The 18,501-nt window shown below is 65.3% G+C and carries 15 protein-coding genes; 9 read left to right on the forward strand and 6 right to left on the reverse strand.

Features of this window, described 5'->3' with window-relative positions; translation table 11 throughout:
- Positions 1 to 85: 85 nt before the first annotated feature.
- Positions 86 to 2,905, forward strand: a complete 2,820-nt coding sequence (locus tag RZA67_RS13185; RefSeq protein WP_317213178.1) for a rhamnan synthesis F family protein — start codon at positions 86 to 88, stop codon at positions 2,903 to 2,905.
- On the opposite strand, the gene RZA67_RS13190 is transcribed toward RZA67_RS13185, so the two are convergent.
- Entirely contained in the window at positions 2,902 to 3,534 is a 633-nt protein-coding gene (locus RZA67_RS13190) for a CoA transferase subunit B (RefSeq protein ID WP_317213179.1), read from the reverse strand. The two genes, RZA67_RS13185 and RZA67_RS13190, sit on opposite strands and share 4 nt — an antisense overlap.
- Position 3,535: 1 nt before the next feature.
- Positions 3,536 to 4,258, reverse strand: coding sequence for a CoA transferase subunit A (locus tag RZA67_RS13195; RefSeq protein WP_317213180.1), 723 nt, complete (start codon positions 4,256 to 4,258; stop codon positions 3,536 to 3,538).
- Positions 4,259 to 4,405: 147 nt separating this feature from the next.
- Here RZA67_RS13195 and RZA67_RS13200 point away from each other — a divergent pair, with 147 nt between their 5' ends.
- From RZA67_RS13200 to RZA67_RS13210, 3 genes are all read left to right on the forward strand, one after another.
- Positions 4,406 to 7,729, forward strand: coding sequence for a DEAD/DEAH box helicase (locus RZA67_RS13200; protein WP_317213181.1), 3,324 nt, complete (start codon positions 4,406 to 4,408; stop codon positions 7,727 to 7,729).
- A 99-nt stretch (positions 7,730 to 7,828) separates the two neighbouring features.
- Positions 7,829 to 9,175, forward strand: a complete 1,347-nt coding sequence (locus tag RZA67_RS13205; RefSeq protein WP_317213182.1) for a phosphomannomutase — start codon at positions 7,829 to 7,831, stop codon at positions 9,173 to 9,175.
- Positions 9,176 to 9,186: 11 nt separating this feature from the next.
- Complete coding sequence (locus tag RZA67_RS13210; protein ID WP_317213183.1) at positions 9,187 to 10,590, forward strand: mannose-1-phosphate guanylyltransferase/mannose-6-phosphate isomerase; 1,404 nt, start codon at positions 9,187 to 9,189, stop codon at positions 10,588 to 10,590.
- A 124-nt stretch (positions 10,591 to 10,714) separates the two neighbouring features.
- On the opposite strand, the gene rfbD is transcribed toward RZA67_RS13210, so the two are convergent.
- Genes rfbD through rfbB form a run of 4 tightly spaced genes read right to left on the reverse strand, consistent with a single transcriptional unit; the run spans position 10,715 to position 14,122 of the window.
- A complete protein-coding gene (gene rfbD / locus RZA67_RS13215; protein ID WP_317213184.1) occupies positions 10,715 to 11,611 on the reverse strand; it encodes a dTDP-4-dehydrorhamnose reductase in 897 nt (298 codons plus the stop codon).
- A complete protein-coding gene (rfbC, locus tag RZA67_RS13220; RefSeq protein ID WP_317213185.1) occupies positions 11,608 to 12,165 on the reverse strand; it encodes a dTDP-4-dehydrorhamnose 3,5-epimerase in 558 nt (185 codons plus the stop codon). Before rfbC ends, rfbD begins: the two co-directional genes overlap by 4 nt.
- The gene (rfbA, locus tag RZA67_RS13225) at positions 12,162 to 13,049 is read right to left on the reverse strand and encodes a glucose-1-phosphate thymidylyltransferase RfbA (protein ID WP_317213187.1); all 888 of its coding nucleotides are present in this window, start codon (positions 13,047 to 13,049) and stop codon (positions 12,162 to 12,164) included. The genes rfbC and rfbA overlap by 4 nt, the downstream gene beginning before the upstream one ends.
- A gap of 17 nt (positions 13,050 to 13,066) precedes the next feature.
- Positions 13,067 to 14,122, reverse strand: a complete 1,056-nt coding sequence (gene rfbB, locus RZA67_RS13230; RefSeq protein WP_317213188.1) for a dTDP-glucose 4,6-dehydratase — start codon at positions 14,120 to 14,122, stop codon at positions 13,067 to 13,069.
- 263 nt (positions 14,123 to 14,385) lie between these two features.
- Between rfbB and RZA67_RS13235 the strand changes: the two genes are divergently transcribed.
- The 5 genes from RZA67_RS13235 to RZA67_RS13255 all read left to right on the forward strand — a co-directional run bounded on the left by RZA67_RS13235 (position 14,386) and on the right by RZA67_RS13255 (position 18,478).
- Positions 14,386 to 15,132, forward strand: coding sequence for an electron transfer flavoprotein subunit beta/FixA family protein (locus RZA67_RS13235; RefSeq protein WP_317213189.1), 747 nt, complete (start codon positions 14,386 to 14,388; stop codon positions 15,130 to 15,132).
- A complete protein-coding gene (locus tag RZA67_RS13240; RefSeq protein ID WP_317213190.1) occupies positions 15,132 to 16,070 on the forward strand; it encodes an electron transfer flavoprotein subunit alpha/FixB family protein in 939 nt (312 codons plus the stop codon). Before RZA67_RS13235 ends, RZA67_RS13240 begins: the two co-directional genes overlap by 1 nt.
- Positions 16,071 to 16,368: 298 nt before the next feature.
- Positions 16,369 to 17,349, forward strand: a complete 981-nt coding sequence (locus tag RZA67_RS13245) for a glycosyltransferase family 2 protein (protein WP_317213191.1) — start codon at positions 16,369 to 16,371, stop codon at positions 17,347 to 17,349.
- Positions 17,349 to 18,104, forward strand: a complete 756-nt coding sequence (locus RZA67_RS13250) for a GNAT family N-acetyltransferase (RefSeq protein WP_317213192.1) — start codon at positions 17,349 to 17,351, stop codon at positions 18,102 to 18,104. The genes RZA67_RS13245 and RZA67_RS13250 overlap by 1 nt, the downstream gene beginning before the upstream one ends.
- Complete coding sequence (locus RZA67_RS13255) at positions 18,104 to 18,478, forward strand: hypothetical protein (protein WP_317213193.1); 375 nt, start codon at positions 18,104 to 18,106, stop codon at positions 18,476 to 18,478. Before RZA67_RS13250 ends, RZA67_RS13255 begins: the two co-directional genes overlap by 1 nt.
- Positions 18,479 to 18,501 lie beyond the last annotated feature (23 nt).

Raw genomic sequence — 18,501 nt, forward strand, 5'->3', positions numbered from 1 at the left:
TGATGGCCTGCCCTGCTTCTTTCCCGCGCGACCTCGTCGCCCGCCCCTTGCCCTCCTCCGCGACACGTCACAGGAGAACAGCATCGTGAGCCTGCGACGTTACCTGCAAGCGGCCCAGCGCTCAATCCGCCGTCACGGCGGCGGCCTGCGTGGCCTGGCCTCGGTGCTGAAACGCGCGCTGGCCGTGCTCTCGGCACTGGGCGTACGCGGTCTGGTGCAACGCCTGCGCAGTGCCAGCACACCCCGCCGGCACGTGCCGCTCCCTGCGCATGCGGTCCCGCTGCCCGCGCCGGTTCCGGTGGCCGACATCACACTGAAGGTCGGCGTGATGGCCCACGTGTTCTATGCCGATCTCATCGACGAGTTTGCCGAGGCTCTGGCCGCCATGCCGGTGCCCTACACCCTGCTGGTTTCGGTCGTTGATGAGCACACCGCACAGCTCGCGCGCGATCGTTTTGCCGCGCTGCCCAACCTGCAGGCACTTCGCATCCTGCAGGTGCCCAACCGTGGCCGCGACATCGCCCCGCTGCTGGTGGGCTTCGCTGACGAGGTCAGGGCACTGGATGTCGTCGCCCACATCCATACCAAGAAGTCGCTCTACACCGGCAGTGGGCAGGATCCCTGGCGGCGCTACCTGCTTGACTCCCTGTTCGGTGACAGCGACCGGCTGGCCTGGCTGCTGGGCACCCTGCAGGCCGCCCCGACGCTGGGCATGATCCATCCCGAGACCTACGAGGCGCTGCCGGCCTGGTCCCACACTTGGCTGGGCAATGCGGCAGCGGCTGACGCACTCGCGGCCAGGATGGGCCTGGTGCTGGAGCAGGGCCGTTATTTCGACTATCCCGCAGGCTCGATGTTCTGGGCGCGTGTCGATGCGATCCGCCCCTTGTTCGACCTCGAACTGACGCTGGACGACTTCCCCGAGGAGCGCGGCCAGACCGACGCCACGGTGCAGCATGCAATTGAGCGGCTGCTGGGCCCGGTGGTGCAGCATCGTGGCTACCGGCTGGGCGTCCTCGCCGCCGATGGCAGCCGTGAGATGGCTGCCGAAGGCGAGCGCAACGTGGCTGCCGCACTGCACGCACCGCTGGCGGCACAGTTGCAGATGGCGGCTCTCCAGGCCGAGCTGGTGACTGTGGATGTGTTCGATACGCTGGTTACACGCCCCTTTCTGAGCCCCCAGGGCGCGCGCTCGTTCCTCGCCCATCGTGTAGCGGCGACATATCCGCAGCTCGATTTCATCGCATTGCGGGATGACGCCGAGAGTGCAGCGCGGCAACGGGCGCAGCGCGACCCTGCGCTGCCGGAGATCTATCAGGAGCTGGCGCGACAGGCCGGGTTGGACGAAACAGTGGCTGCAGAGCTGATGGCGTTGGAGCTGAACGTCGAACGCGCGTTGCTGCGCCCACGCCAGACCGTACTTGATGCGCTGCCGCTGCTGCACGGACGCCGCGTCGCCGCGTTGTCGGACATGTACTTGCCCGCTCCACAACTGCGGCAGGTCCTGCCCCCCTCGGTCTGGTCACAGTGCGACACCTGGTGGATTTCCTGCGAGACCGGCCTGCGCAAGGACAATCCAGAAAGCTGGGCCCAGTGGAGCGCACGGCATGGGGTTGCCACGGCGCAGTGGCTGCATGTGGGCGACAACGAGCTGTCCGACATCCAGCTGCCGCAGCGCGCGGGCCTTATCAATCCGGTGCATGTGCTGCGCCCGGCTGCCGTACTCGATCTTGTGCCGGGGCTGCGTGGTCTGGCCGCGCCGCACGGCAGCCAGGCATCATGGCCGGAACAGCTCTGGCGAGGCCTGCTGGCCAACCGCTTTGCCGCCATTGCCGACAGCGCGCCGCAGCGCCTGCTGCCGCGTCCGCTGCTGGACGCTGCAGATGCCGGCTACCTGGTCCTTGGACCATTGCTGCTCGATTTCCTGTTGGCTACGGTCAACGTCGCGCTCGCTCGGCAGCATCCATCGCTGCTCATGCTGGCCCGCGAAGGCTACCTGCTGGAAAAGGCATGGCGGGTGCTGGCACAAGTGCATCCGGGCATGCAGGCGGTGCAAGCGCATTATTTCCTTGCCTCGCGACGGTCGACGGCACTGCCGGCACTGGCTGCGGACGGCGACCTGACGCGCGTGCTGTCATCGCCCTTCAACGGCACCCTGGGTGCCCTGCTCCAGGCGCGACTGGGCGAGCAGGTCTGCGCGATCGTGGCCGGCACCGACGGCAGCCTGCTGGAGCGGAACGTGTTCCTGCCGGAGATGGCCGAAGAGGTCGTGCAATGGCTGCAGCCCGCGCGGCCAGCCATCATGGCGCTCGCCAGTGCAGCGCGTCACGACTGGCAGCAGGTGTGGACCGAGGTCACCGGTGACCAGCCCGCGATGGTGATCGATCTCGGCTACGCAGGCACCATCCAGTGCAACCTCGCACGCATCAGCGAGCGCCAGGTGGGCGGCATGTACCTGGCACTGCGCGCCGGCGCCCAACAGGTCGCCCCGTTCGGCTGGGCCGAAGCGCGCTACTTCGACGGCCGCAACCAGGCCGGCGAGGATTCGCCGATCCTGCAGCACGACCTGCTGCTGGAAGCACTGCTGACTGCGCCTGACGGGCAGTTCAACGGCTACGCCCGCGATGCTGCAGGCAAGCTGCAGCCGGTGTTCAACCCCCACACGCTCGACACGGCGGGACTCGCCGTCCTCGACGAGGTACACGGCGGCGCCCTGACCTTCCTGGAAGATGTCTGCGCGGCGGTAGGCGGCGATGTGGCGGCGATCGAACTCGACCCGAAGGCGGTTCTGCTGCCACTGCAGCTGCTGGCCGAAGGTCCGTGGCAGGCAGGCAGCTGGTTGGATGCCCTGGCCACTGAAGACGACTTCAGCGGCCGTGGGCGGGTGCAGGCACGGCCGGCCTAGTGCCGGCGGAACGCCACACCGGTCTTCTGTTCCAGCTCGGCATCCTCGACCCCCGGCGCAGCCTCCACCAGCACCAGACCCTGATCGGTGACATCGAACACGGCAAGGTCGGTGATGATGCGGTCGACCACGCCCACGCCGGTCAGCGGCAGGGTGCATGCCGGCAGGATCTTGTGCTCACCGCCCTTGGCGGTGTGTTCCATCAGCACCACCACGCGCTGCACGCCGGCCACCAGGTCCATCGCGCCGCCCATGCCCTTGACCATCTTGCCCGGCACCATCCAGTTGGCCAGATCGCCCTTGTCGGTGACCTGCATCGCGCCGAGGATCGCCAGGTTCACGTGGCCGCCGCGGATCATCGCGAAGCTGTCGTGGCTGCCGAAATAACTGGCACCCGCGCGCGCAGTGACCGTCTGCTTGCCGGCATTGATCAGGTCGGCGTCGATTTCGGCTTCGGTCGGGAATGGGCCGATACCCAGCAGGCCGTTCTCCGACTGCAGCCAGACATCCACCCCATCGGGAATATGGTTGGCCACCAGGGTCGGCAGGCCGATACCGAGGTTGACGTAGGCACCATCGGTCAGCTCGCGCGCCGCGCGCGCGGCCATCTCATCACGGGTCCACGCCATGTCAGTTGCCCTCCGCACGCACGGTGCGCTGCTCGATGCGTTTTTCAGGAGTCGGGTTGTGCACGATGCGGTGCACATAGATACCCGGCAGATGCACGTGGTCCGGGTCGATGCTGCCGGTCGGCACTACTTCCTCGACCTCGGCGATGCACACCCGGCCGGCCATCGCACAGGCAGGATTGAAGTTGCGTGCGGTTTTGCGGAACACCAGGTTGCCTGCCTCGTCGGCTTTCCACGCCTTGACCAGGGCAACGTCGGCGCGCAGTGCGGTTTCCATCACGTAGTGCTTGCCATCGAACTCACGCGTCTCCTTGCCCTCTGCCACCACCGTGCCATAGCCGGTAGCGGTGAAGAAGGCCGGAATGCCAGCGCCACCGGCGCGCAGACGCTCGGCCAGCGTGCCCTGGGGGTTGAACTCCAGCTCCAGCTCACCGGCCAGATACTGTCGCTCGAACTCCTTGTTCTCGCCCACATAGGACGAAATCATCCGGCGGATCTGCCGTGTGGTCAGCAGTTGACCCAGCCCGAAGCCGTCGACACCGGCATTGTTTGAGATCACCGTCAGCCCGGACACACCGCTGTCGCGCAGTGCGGCAATCAGCGCCTCCGGGATGCCGCACAGTCCGAAGCCACCGACTGCCAGGGTCTGGCCGTCGGCAACGACCCCCTGCAGCGCCTGCTCGGCACTGTCGAATCGCTTGTTGCCTGCTTTGCCTTGCGCCATTGCACTTTTCCCACCCAAAGGATCAGCCGATTCTAGCGCCCTGCCGCTTCAGCGCAGATTGCAGCGCAGCATTTCCCACATAGGTAGGATGGCAGACGAGCTCGGCCTGTGACCGCGCACACCCCAGCGTGAGACAAGCAGACAGCCATGGGCGACGTGTTCTACAACGACAATGACCTGCTGCGGTGGTTCAACGCGGCAACCCTGGAACGTGCCCGACGGATGCTGGACGATGTGGAAGAACTGGCGCTGGAGGGCGAGCACCTCAGCGGCCGGGTACGCGGTCGCGGCAGGCACCCGTTCCATCTCAGCGTGGACCTCGGCGCCAGTACCCGGAGCCGGCGCAACCGACTGCATGCGCAGTGCTCGTGTGCATTGCCCAATGCCTGCGAGCACCTGGCTGCTGCGCTGATCCAGGCAAAGGTGCTCGCGTTCGACCGACCCGCGCAGGACGTCCAGCCTGCCTCGCCGCCTGCCTCGGCCGCAGCGCGCCCGGACATCCTCGATGTCCTGTCGCAGTGGCATGCCGGGCGCGCCGTGCGGCCTGCTGCCAGCGCGCCGGGGCCTGGCCGCGATGTTGCCTTCCGGCTCTCGGCGGCAGCTCACCGCCTCGGCATCGAGGTATTGAACACCCGCCTCCGGGAGGACGGCCGCGAAGTGCTGGACAAGAAACTGCCGCTGTCGCCGTCGCTGTTTCTTGAGCCGCCCCCGTACATGTCGCCGCAGGACATCGGCCTGCTGTGCCAGCTGTGGCTGCTGCAGCAGGTCCCCGAGCGGGCGCCGCAGGTTCGCCTGCGCGTGCTGCTGCAGCAGATCGTGGACAGCGGCAAGGGCTGGGTGGCCGGCGGCCCACACCCGGTGCGCGCACGGCAGGGTCTACCCCGGCCTGCGGAGCTGCGCTGGACGTCCGGGCAGAGCGGCGAGGCAACGATGCTTGCCCCCGCGCTGCACATCGAGGAAGGGCTGCACGGCATCGTGTTCGACGATGCTGCCTGTTACCTCGATCCGCTGACCGGTGAGGTCGGTGACCTCCAGCTGCCGGTCGACATCGAGCAGGCCGTGGCCTTCCTCGACATGCCTACCCTGCTGCCCGGCGAGCAGACACTTGCCGCGCAGGTCCTGAGCCTGGCCGCGCCCGCGCTGCCGCGCCCGCCCGTTTCCGAGCCGGACATCAAGCTCATCATCGCCCGGACCATGCGCCCGCGGCTGCTGCTTGGCACCCACGACCACCGCCCGCCGTGGCGGGGGGCTGGCGTGCACCGACTGGACCTGGCGACGGTGAGCTTCGACTACGACGGCCATGTCGCACACGCAGGCGATCCGTCGGTGTTCGTCCACGACGCCGAGGGCGAACTGGCCATGCTGCAGCGGGATCCGGTCGCTGAAGCACAGCGGCTGGAGGAACTGCGCACGGTGGGCCTGCAGCCGATGCCGACCGCGCCGGCCGATCTGCCCGAATCGGTGACGGCGTTCCACCTGACCACCTACGACTGGCGCGCCTTCATCCTGGAACGGGTCCCAGCCCTGCAGGCGCTGGGCTGGGAAGTCACGGCCGATGACAGCTTCCGCCATCAGATCGCACGCGTCGAACGTTTCAGCTGGGACGTGGAAGCTGATACCGACGATCCCAACTGGCTCACTGTCGGCCTGGACATCGAAGTCTCGGGGCACCGCGTTGCACTGGCGCCCCTGCTGCAGCAGCTGCTAATCGACGACGCGCGGTGGAGCGCGGGGTCGCTGGACACCATCGAGGACAAGGAAGTCCTGCTGCTGCGTACCGGAGAACATGGCCAGCTCGCCCTCGAAGCCGGCCGTGTGAAGCCGCTGGTCCGGCTGCTGGGCGATCTGTTTGCCGAAGGCAGCGGCATGCTCAGAATCGCAGCGCACGATCGCGGTCGCCTGAGCGCGCTGCAGGACGTGGCAGGCCTGCGCACCGACGGCAACGCGGCCACGCGTGCGCTGGCCAGGCGACTGCGGCAGGCGCCTGCACCAGCACCGGTGAAGGCGCCGGCAGGACTGCAGGCCACGCTGCGCCCTTATCAGCTGGAGGGACTGGCATGGCTGCAGTACCTTCGGCAGCAGGACCTGGGTGGGGTGCTCGCCGACGACATGGGCCTGGGCAAGACCTTGCAGACGCTCAGCCATATCCTGCTGGAGAAGGAAAGCGGAAGGCTGCAGACGCCCGCGCTGGTAGTGGCTCCGACCTCGCTGCTGCACAACTGGCAGAGCGAAGCAGCCCGCTTTACGCCGTCGCTTCGCGTATTGGTCCTGCACGGGCCGGACCGCGCCGACCGCTTCGGACAGATCGCAGAGCACGACCTGGTGCTGACCACCTATCCGCTGGTCTGGCGCGACGAGGCGGCGTTGCAGACCTGCAGTTACCACCTGCTGATCCTGGACGAAGCGCAGCAGGTCAAAAATCCAAAGGCCCGCGCCGCAGTCGCGCTGCGCAGCCTGCGCAGCAACCATCGGCTGTGTCTCACCGGCACGCCGCTGGAGAACCATCTGGGCGAACTGTGGGCGCAGTTTGATTTCCTGTTGCCGGACCTGCTGGGCAGCGAAAAGAGTTTCAACAAGCACTGGCGCCACCCGATCGAGCGCAACGCTGACCAGCAACGGGCCACACTGCTGTCGCAGCGCACCCGCCCGTTCCTGCTGCGTCGGCGCAAGGACCAGGTGGCGCGCGAGCTGCCGCCCAAAACGATCATCACCCGCAGCATTCCGCTGGAAGGCAGCCAGCGCGACCTCTATGAAACCGTGCGTGCGTCGATGGCTACCCAGGTCCAGGAAGCCATCGCAAGCCGGGGCGTGGCGCAGAGCCATATCGTCGTGCTGGATGCGCTGCTGAAGCTGCGCCAGGTCTGCTGCGACCCGCGCCTGCTGCCGGGCACCAACGCCACCGCGCGCCCCGCCTCGGCAAAGCTTGAGGCACTGCTGCAGATGCTGCCCGAGCTGGTGGCCGAGGGCCGCCGCATTCTGGTCTTCTCGCAGTTCACCAGCATGCTGGAGCTCATCGGTGCGGCCTTGGACGCAGCCGACCTGCCCTACGTGACGCTGACCGGCCAGACCCGGGACAGGCAGGTGCCGATCCAGCGCTTCGTCGAGGGCGAGGTGCCGGTGTTCCTGATCAGCCTGAAGGCGGGCGGCGTCGGCCTCAACCTCACCGCGGCCGACACCGTGATCCACTTCGACCCGTGGTGGAACCCGGCTGCCGAGAACCAGGCCAGCGACCGCGCACACCGCATCGGGCAGGACAAGCCGGTGTTCATCTACCGGCTCATTGCCGCGGGCAGCATCGAAGAACGCATTGACGAGCTGCAGCAGCGCAAGGCCGCGTTGGCTGATTCGATTCTGGAGGGAACCGATGCCTCCGCGCCCCGGTTTACCGATGCCGACGTCGAGGCGCTGCTCGCGCCGCTGCCAGACGCCTCTGGAAAGACCAGGCGACGCCCAAAGCGGTCCAAGGACTGATCTTCGCCACGCACTCGCCTCGCGTCGCGGCATGGAAACGATTCCCACACACGCATGCGATTAGACTAGTGAGCTGACATCCATAAGGATACGAGTCGCATGCCCCTGCCCGCTTTCAAAGCCTATGACATCCGCGGCCGCGTGCCGGAAGAACTCAATGAAGAGCTGGCCCGCCGCATTGGCGTGGCGCTGTCGGCGCAGCTGGCGCCCGGCCCGGTAGTGCTGGGCCACGACGTTCGCCTGACCAGCCCGGCGCTGCAGGAAGCGCTGGCCGTTGGCCTGCGCGGCGAGGGTCGCGAGGTCATCGACATTGGTGAGTGCGGTACCGAAGAGGTCTACTTCCAGACCGATCACCTCGGCGCCGCGGGTGGCGTGATGGTCACGGCCAGCCACAACCCGATGGATTACAACGGAATGAAGCTGGTCAAGGAGCAGGCCCGTCCGATCAGTTCGGATACCGGCCTGTTCGCGATCTCCGACGCGGTTGCGGCCGACAACGCAGCCGCCAGGCCGGCCATCGGTGGCCAGACCGCACAGCACGACAAGAGCGCCTACATCGCGCATCTGCTGTCCTATGTGGACGTGGCCAAGCTCAAGCCGCTGAAGCTGGTGGTCAACGCCGGCAACGGCGGCGCTGGCGCCATCATCGACCTGCTGGCCCCGCATCTGCCGCTGGAGTTCATCCGCGTGCACCACGAGCCGGACGGCAACTTCCCCAACGGCATTCCCAACCCGCTGCTGCCCGAGAACCGCCAGGCCACCACCGATGCGGTGCTCGCCCACGGTGCGGACTTCGGCATCGCCTGGGACGGTGACTTCGACCGCTGCTTCTTCTTCGACCACACCGGCCGCTTCATCGAGGGCTATTACCTGGTGGGCCTGCTGGCCAAGGCGATCCTGGCCCGCAATCCGGGCGGCAAGGTCGTGCACGACCCGCGCCTGGTCTGGAACACCCTGGACATGGTCGAGCAGGCTGGCGGCGTGCCGGTGCTGTGCAAGAGCGGCCACGCCTTCATCAAGGAAAAGATGCGCAGCGAGGACGCCGTGTACGGCGGCGAAATGAGCGCCCACCACTACTTCCGCGAGTTTGCCTACGCCGACTCCGGGATGATCCCGTGGCTGCTGATCGCCCAGCTCGTCTCCGAGAGCGGCCGGTCGCTGGCCGATTGGGTCGAGGACCGCATGGCGGCCTTCCCCTGCAGCGGCGAGATCAACTTCAAGGTCACCGATGCCAAGCTGGCCGTGGCCCGCGTGATGGAGCACTTCGCTTCGCATGGGCCGACCCTGGACCATACCGACGGCATCAGCGCCGACTTCGGCCAGTGGCGCTTCAACCTGCGCAGCTCCAACACCGAACCGCTGCTGCGTCTGAACGTGGAAGCGCGCGGTGATGCGGCCCTGATGCAGGCGCGCACCGACGAAATTGCCGCCCTGTTGAACGCCTGACGAGTCCGCCCATGAGCAGCATCCAGCCCGTCATCCTGTCCGGTGGTTCCGGCACCCGCCTGTGGCCCCTCTCGCGCGAGGCCTATCCCAAGCAGTTTCTCGCGCTTGCGGGCGAGCAGACCATGCTGCAGGCAACCTGGAAGCGGGTGGCGCCGCTGGCGGCGCATGGGCCGCTGGTGATCGCCAATGAGGCGCATCGCTTCGTTGCGGCCGAGCAGCTGCAGCAGGTCGGCGCGGAGCCGGCCGCGATCATCCTCGAGCCGGTCGGTCGCAATACCGCACCGGCCATCGCGGTGGCGGCGCTGGAAGCGACCCGCGATGGCGCAGACGCGTTGCTGCTGGTGCTGCCCTCCGATCACGTGATCGCCGACGAAGTTGCCTTCCGCACTGCCGTCGAGCAGGCCACCGTGGCTGCGGATGCCGGCAAACTGGTCACCTTCGGCATCGTGCCGACCGGGCCGGAGACGGGCTACGGCTACATCAAGGCTGCTGAGGGTGAGGGCGCACTTCCCGTGCAGCGCTTTGTCGAAAAGCCCGACCTGGCCACCGCCACCGACTATGTGGCCAGTGGTCAGTACTACTGGAACAGCGGCATGTTCCTGTTCAAGGCCTCGCGCTACCTGCAGGAGCTGGAGCAGTTCAACCCTGTGATGCTCCAGGGCAGCCGCCAGGCCTGGCAGCAGGCGCGCCGCGATGCCGACTTCACCCGGCTGCAGAAAGACAGCTTCAGCGCCATCACCGGCGACTCGATCGATTATGCGGTGATGGAAAAGACCGCCGATGCGGTGGTGGTGCCGCTGGATGCTGGCTGGAATGACGTCGGCTCATGGACGGCCTTGCGCGACGTGCTGCAGCAGGATGCGCAGGGCAATGCCCACCAGGGCGATGTGATCGCCATCGACTGCCGCAACACCTATGCCTATGGCGAGAAGCTGGTGGCGCTGGTGGGGCTGGACGACATCGTGGTGGTGCAGACCGACGACGCCGTGCTGGTCGGACGCGCCGACCGCATGCAGGAGGTCAAGGAAGTGGTGGCCCGGCTCAAGGGGGAGTCACGCAGCGAGGCGAGTTGGCATCGCAAGGTCTACCGCCCGTGGGGCGCCTACGACTCCATCGACAACGGTGAGCGTTTCCAGGTCAAGCGCATCACGGTCAAGCCCGGCGGCACGCTCAGCCTGCAGATGCACCACCACCGTGCCGAGCACTGGATCGTGGTGAGTGGCACTGCTGAAGTCACCCGCGGCGATGAGGTGATCCTGCTCAGCGAAAACCAGAGCACCTACATTCCGCTGGGCGTGACCCATCGGCTGCGCAACCCGGGCAAGCTGCCGCTGGAACTGATCGAAGTGCAGTCCGGCAGCTACCTCGGCGAGGATGACATCGTCCGCTTTGAAGACACCTACGGTCGCAGCTGAAACGCGGGACCCCACGCGTTGTCGGGTAGAGCCGATCCATGATCGGCTGCTCTCCGCTCAGATCGCGCTGAATCCCGCGCGCCCCGCGCGTGAGCCGACCGTGGGGTCGGCTCTATATGCCGGATCAGACTGCCAGCTCGCCCATTACCCGCTTCAGGCCGTCCTGCCAAGACGGCAGGGTGATGCCGAAATCCTGCTGCAGCTTGTGGTTGTCCAGCACCGACCAGGCCGGACGCTTGGCCGGCGTGGGGTACTCGCTGCTGGCGATGGCTTCCACCTGCGGGACCTTGTCGAGCACACCGGCCGCTAACGCCTCGGCAAAGATCGCCTCGGCAAAGCCGTGCCAGCTGGTCTGGCCACTGGCAGTCAAATGCCAGGTGCCGGACAGCCGCCCGGAATGCTGCAGCGCAAGCGCAGTCACATCGGCAATCAGCGCGGCGGGCGTCGGGGTGCCAAACTGGTCGGCCACCACACGAAGCGCATCACGCTCGGCGCCCACGCGCAGCATCGTGCGCAGGAAGTTCGCGCCGTGCGAGGCATACACCCAGGCGGTACGGAAGATCAGATGACGCCCACCTGCAGCACGCACAGCGTCTTCGCCGTCGCGTTTACTGGTGCCATACACCCCCAGCGGTGCGGTCGGCTCGTCCTCGCGGTAAGGCGTGGTGCCCTGCCCGTCAAACACATAATCCGTGGAGTAATGCACGAACGGTATGTCGTGCGCCGCGCACCAGCGCGCGATCACGCCCGGCGCCACCGCATTGGCGGCGAACGCTGCCTCACGTTCCTGTTCCGCGCGGTCTACGGCCGTGTAGGCCGCAGCGTTGACCACCACTGCAGGTCGCAGGCGATCCAGCAGCGCAGCCAGACTGTCGGGCTGGTTGAAATCAGCCACTTCGCACCGGCTGCCATCAGGCAGCTGGCCGCTGCGCGTGGTGGCTACCACCTCGCCCAGCGGCGCCAGCGCGCGCAGCAGTTCCTGGCCCACCTGGCCGTTGCCGCCGAGTACCAGCACCGTCACGGCAGGTAAACCGGCAGGCGGTCTTCGGGGATGTCCTTCAGGAAAGGCGCCGCTTCGTCCTTGGCCGAGAGCTGCGTTGCGCTTACCGGCCAGTCGATGGCGATATCGGCGTCATTCCAACGGATACCCGCATCGGCCTCTTTGACGTACACGTCCGTGCAGAGGTAGTTGAACAGTGCGGTCTCGGAAAGCACGACGAAACCGTGTGCAAACCCCTCAGGTATCCAGAACTGCCGCTTGTTTTCAGCACTGAGGATCACCGCCTCCCAGCGACCGAAGGTGGGTGAACCGCGACGGATATCCACCGCCACGTCGTAGACCTCGCCCTGCAGGACCGAGATCAGTTTGCCCTGCGGACGCGGCCACTGGTAATGGATACCACGCAGGACACCCTTGCTCGAAGAGGAAATATTGCTTTGTACGAAGCTGCTGACCAGGCCCGCATCCGCGAACCGGTCGGCGTTCCATGTTTCAAAGAAAAACCCCCGGGCATCACCGAACACAGCAGGTTCGATGATGCTGCAACCGGGAAGGCTTGTCTCGATTACCTTCAAGGCACCACTCCACGCTGCAGCAGCTTGGTCAGGTACTGACCATAGCCGTTTTTGCTCAACGGTGCGGCCAGCGCTTCAAGCTGCGCCGCATCGATCCAGCCCTGCCCGTAGGCGATCTCCTCCGGGCAGCAGACCTGCAGGCCCTGCCGCGTCTGGATCGTCTCGATGAAATTCGACGCTTCCAGCAGCGACTGATGTGTGCCGGTGTCCAGCCATGCATACCCGCGGCCAAGCGGCTCCAGCTGCAGCATGCCCTCATCGAGGTAACGCTGGTTGAGATCAGTGATCTCCAGCTCGCCGCGCGGCGAGGGCTTCAGTTCAGCCGCATAGTCACTGGCCTTCCCGTCGTAGAAATACAGACCGGTGACCGCATAGTTCGAGCGCGGCTGCGTCGGCTTTTCCACCAGGCCGACCACCTTGCCCTGCGCGTCGAACTCGGCCACGCCATAGCGCTCCGGATCGTTGACCCAGTAACCGAACACGGTTGCCCCGTGCTCGCGCTGGTCGGCGCGCTTGAGTACCTCGCGCAGACCAGTGCCGTGGAAGATGTTGTCGCCCAGCACCAGGCAGCTCGGCTTGCCATCGAGGAACTCGCGGCCGATCAGATAGGCCTGGGCCAGGCCATCGGGGCTCGGCTGCACCGCGTACTGGATGTCCATGCCCCACTGCGAGCCGTCGCCCAGCAGCTGCTGGAACAACGCCTGCTCGTGCGGGGTATTGATGATCAGCACTTCACGGATGCCCGCCAGCATCAGCACGCTGAGCGGATAGTAGATCATCGGCTTGTCATACACCGGCAGCAGCTGCTTGCTGACGCCCTTGGTGATCGGATACAGCCGGGTGCCGGAGCCGCCGGCCAGGATGATGCCTTTACGCTGGGTCATGGTCAGTCGTCCTTGGGTCAGGCGGAGGTGCCGATGCGCTGCAGGCGGTAGCTGCCATCGAGCACGCCGTTCACCCATTCCTGGTTGTCCAGGTACCAGTCGACCGTGAAGCCGATGCCCTGCTCGAAGGTATATGCCGGCTCCCAGCCCAGCTCGTTCTTCAGCTTGGAGGCATCGATCGCGTAACGACGGTCATGGCCCGGGCGATCGGTCACATAGGTGATCTGGCTGCTGCGCGGCTGGCCGTCCTCGCGCGGACGGCGTGCATCGAGCAGCGCGCAGATGGCCTGCACCACTTCGATGTTCTGCTTTTCGGAATTGCCGCCCACGTTGTAGGTCTCACCGACCTTGCCCTTGGCCAGCACGGTCCGGATCGCTTCACAGTGATCGGAGACGAACAGCCAGTCACGGACCTGCTTGCCGTCGCCGTAGACCGGCAGCGGCTCACCGGCCAGCGCCTTGGCGATCACCAGCGGAATGAGCTTTTCGGGGAAGTGGTAAGGACCGTAGTTGTTCGAGCAGTTGGTGGTCAGCACCGGCAGCCCGTAGGTGTGGTGGAAGGCGCGGACCAGATGGTCCGACGCGGCCTTGGAGGCCGAGTACGGCGAGTTCGGCGCGTACGGAGTGGTTTCGCTGAACTTGCCGGTTTCGCCGAGGGTGCCATACACCTCGTCGGTGGAAACATGCAGGAAGCGGAACGCCTCGGCCTTGTCCGCCGGCAGCGCCTTCCAGTAATCGCGCACGGCTTCCAGCAGCGCCAGCGTACCGACCACGTTGGTCTGGATGAACGCGCCCGGGCCATCGATCGAGCGGTCCACGTGACTCTCGGCAGCAAAATTCAGCACCGCGTCGGGCTTATGCTCGGCCAGCAGACGCGAGACGAGCGCACCGTCGCCGATGTCACCTTCCACGAACACATGGTTGGCATTGCCGTCCAGGCTGGAGAGCGTCTTCAGATTTCCTGCGTAGGTCAGCGCATCCAGGTTGACCACCTTGATACCGCGGGCGACCGCTTCGAGTACGAAATTACCGCCAATGAAACCGGCGCCGCCGGTGACAAGCCATGTGGACACTACTCGATCTCCTGATTCAGATGATTTAAGGGGCCGCCGGTCCTAGCGCCCTCTGCAAGGCGACAGCATACATCGGCGGCGAACTGCACATGCCGATCCATGCTCCACCGCAGCTAGTCCCTATGCTGCATTACAGCATCGCATCCTTACTACCATACGCATTCGCATGGTCGCTCCTGTCCCGCTAGAATCAGGGTCCCACCCCCGAACCGGTTGCTGCCCCAGAGCCGGATGATCCCCAGTTAGTGAAGGACCCGTAGCAGATGAAGATCCTCGTCGCATACAAGCGCGTGGTGGACTACAACGTCCGCATCCAGGTCAAGCCGGACGGTTCCGGCGTGGTCACCGACGGCGTCAAGCTGTCCCCCAATCCGTTCGATGAAATTGCGCTCGAAGAAGCTCTGCGCCTGCGCGATAAAGGCGTCGCCAGCGAAGTCATCGTCGCTACCATCGCGCCGGCTGATGCCCAGGCTCACCTGCGCAACGGTCTGGCGATGGGCGCCAACCGTGCGATCCACGTGGTCACCGACCAGCCGATCCAGCCGCTTACCGCAGCCCGGACCCTGCTGAAGCTGATCGAGAAGGAGCAGCCCGACCTGGTGATCCTCGGCAAGCAGGCCATTGACGACGACGCCAACCAGACCGGCCAGATGCTGGCTACGATCTGGGGCCGCCCGCAGGCAACGTTCGCCAGCAAGCTGGACATCGCCGACGGCAAGGCCACCGTGGTGCGCGAAGTCGACGCTGGCCTGGAAACGCTGGAAGTCGACCTGCCCGCTGTGGTGACCACCGACCTGCGCCTGAACGAGCCGCGCTTCATCAAGCTGCCGGACATCATGAAGGCCAAGGCCAAGCCGCTGGAAACCCTGCAGCTGGCCGATCTGGCGGTGGAAGCCACTGACACCCTCAAGACCACCCACTACGCAGCCCCGGGCAAGCGCAGCAAGGGCGTCATGGTCAACGATGCCGCCGAGCTGGTGGCCGCACTCAAGCAGAAGGGGTTGCTGTAATGAGCAGGATTCTGATCATCGCCGAGCACCACGACGGCAAGCTCAACGCGGCCACCGGCAAGACCGTCAGCGCTGCTGCGGCAATCGCCGGGGCGCAGATCGACGTGCTGGTGCTGGCCGCCGACCCGACCGCCGTGGCCGCCGAGGCCGCCAGGCTCGTCGGCGTCGGCAAGGTACTGACCATCGCCAACGCCGCCAACGCCAATCCGGTGGCCCAGGTGCTGGCCCCGCAGATTGCCAAGGCTGCCGCTGGCTACAGCCACGTCTTCGGCCCCTCCACCACCTTCGGCAAGGACCTGATGCCCTGCGTGGCCGCCCTGCTGGGCGTGGCCCAGGTCTCCGACCTGATGGCGGTCGAAGGCAGCCACACGTTCAAGCGCCCGATCTACGCCGGCAACGCGATCATCACCGTTGAAGCGCCGGCCGACCAGACCGTGGTGGCCACCGTGCGTACCGCGTCCTGGCCGGAAGCCGCCCAGGGTGGCAGCGCCAGCGTCGAGGCACTGAGCGTGGAGGCAGCCCTGCCCACCCACACCCGCTTTATCGAACTGGCTGCGGCGCGCAGCGACCGTCCGGACCTGCAGAGCGCCAAGCGCGTGGTCTCCGGCGGCCGTGGTGTCGGCTCGGAAGAGAACTTCAAGGTTATCTACCAGCTGGCCGACAAGCTGGGAGCCGCCGTCGGCGCCTCCCGCGCGGCGGTCGATGCGGGCTATGTGCCGAATGAACTGCAGGTTGGCCAGACCGGCAAGATCATCGCCCCGGAGCTGTACGTGGCCGTGGGCATCAGCGGTGCCATCCAGCACCTGACCGGCATCAAGGACGCCGGCACCATCGTGGCCATCAACAAGGACCCGGATTCGCCGATCTTCGAGATCGCCGATATCGGGCTGGTGGGGGATCTGTTTACCCTGCTGCCGGAGTTGGAAAAGGTACTCTGAGGAACGACCTGGGCGGCCTCTGGGCCTGCTGAAAAAATGAAAGCCAGAACGGCCGGCCCCGCCCAAGGCGCCGGCCTTCTGGACTGAGTAGGACGAGCTGGTTGGTCATACCCGGGAGTCGGCCTTTCGCCTTCGCGCGGACGCAACTGATACAATCCGCTGGTATTGCAGTGCGCGTGACCAGCTGGCGATCCGGGTGTTGCCGGGTCATTGGCGGCCGCGTTCAGCGCCGGTTGACAGCCGGCCCTTCCTGCTCGGATGTTCTTTATCCGGGTACATTTGTTTAAACCCGTTGTACGTGAGCAGCTCGCCCGTCATGGTAGATGGCACCAACGAACGCACGGTCCAGGCACCGGATGTTTCAGTCGTGATCCCGGTTTATGGTTGCCGGAACTGTCTGGAAGAACTCGTCGACCGGGTCGGCTCAGCGCTGCTGCCCGCAGCCGGGTCATATGAGATCATTCTTGTTGATGACAATAGTCCGGACAACTCCTGGGCTCGCATCAAGGAACTTGCAGAACGGCAACCGGCTGTACGAGGGCTGCGTCTATCCCGCAACTTCGGTCAGCACGCTGCAATCAGCGCGGGGCTGAAGTTCGCTGCAGGTCAACGGATGGTGGTCATGGACTGTGATCTCCAGGACGTTCCCGAAGAGATTCCGAATCTTCTCGCCGCCCTCCAGGGAGATGTCGAAGTTGTGCTTGGGCAGCGTATTGATCGCCAGGATACCTGGTTCAAACGCACCGGCTCCATGCTCTTCTATCGGACGTTGGGCTGGCTGACCGATACGCGCTACGACCACACCACTGCCAACTTCGGTGCTTACAGTCGCAAAGTGATTGATGCACTGAACGATATGCCAGAAACCGACAGGTTCCTGCCCTTGCTCGTCCGATGGACCGGGTTCAAGACAGTCAAAGTAGCGGTTTCCCACGGATTGCGGACGGAAGGCAAAAGCAGCTATAGCCTTGGCAAGCTGCTCCAGATGGCGGGGAGAATCGCCCTTTCGTTCTCTGACAAGCCGCTTCGGCTGGTCATGACAGCCGCGCTGATGATCGCAGCCGTGGCGGCAGGCTTTGCGGTTTTCAGCGTCTATCGTTATAGCGCGGGCGATGTTCGCGTGGCCGGCTTCACGAGCATCATCGCCTCGATCTGGCTGGTCGGCAGCATCATCATGGGCTGCATCGGCGTGCTTGGTCTCTACCTGGGGCGCGTGCATGGCGAGACGAAACGCAGGCCTCGGTATCTGGTCTGGCAGGACACAAGGGAACAGGAATAATGGACGAGCTGAAACACCTGCAGGCCGCGCCGTTCGATGCTCGCCGTTTCGGAATCAATGTGTTCCGAAGCACTGTCGATGCCGACATCGACCCCGCCGAGGTCATCAACGAACTGGATCGCAGCGCGGCGGATCTGCTGATCCTGCGGGTGCCCGCCGGTGCCACCGCCCTTCCCACCCGACTGCAGCTTGAGGGGCACGTGGCGATCCACGCGGACACGCTTGTCTATTACGCCACCGACCTCTCGCCGGATACCGCGCCACCGGCCGAACCCAAGGTGGAGCGGGCGGCCGAGCAGCATCGGGAAATGATTGCCGCCATTGCCGAGCATGGCTTTTCCAACTACCGCGCCCATTACGCTGCCAATCCACTCATTCCGAGCGACCTGGTGCTTACCGGCTACGTGGAATGGGCACTGAGCCGTTTGAGTGCGGACACCGGAACCAGCGCAACGTGGGTGGTACGTGACGGCGACACCGTAGCCGGCTTCGCTACGTGCGACGTGGACAACGACAAGGTCGAGATCATTCTCAACGCTGTTCACCCGGACTTCGAACGACGCGGACTTTACGGCATGCTGCTGAGGCATATACAGCACTACTACGCGCATAATGCCGTGAAACAGTTGCTCATTTCGACCCAGATCTGGAATTTCACGGTGCAACGCCAATGGGCCCGTAATGGCCTGCGACTGGTCAAAGCATACGATACGTATCATATAGATCGCCGCCTGCGCCCCGGGGCGGCACGCTGATGACCAACTACTTCGCGTGGTCGATGGTCGCCATGACCATCGTTCTGACAAGCTATGGTCAGCTTGTCATCAAGTGGCAAGCCAATCTCTTCAGGCCGGCAACCGAAGGCCTGCTCTCACGCCTGCCCGGAGTAGTGCAGTTGCTGCTCCAACCCTGGATCATCTCCGCCTTTGTCGCGGCATTCGCGGCATCCCTCTGCTGGATGCTCGCTGTTTCGCGTCTTGAGTTGAGCAAAGCCTATCCTTTCATGGCACTGAACTTTCTGCTCGTGTGCATCGCTGCGGTTCCGCTGTTCGGCGAGTCCTTTACCGTTGCCAGGGGCATTGGCTTGGCGACCGTAGTACTCGGTCTCATCATTCTCAGCCAAGGCTGATTGCCTTAACGGCTCCGTAATTC

It is taken from the genome of Stenotrophomonas sp. C3(2023), from assembly GCF_032911385.1.
Classification (GTDB): Bacteria; Pseudomonadota; Gammaproteobacteria; order Xanthomonadales; family Xanthomonadaceae; genus Stenotrophomonas.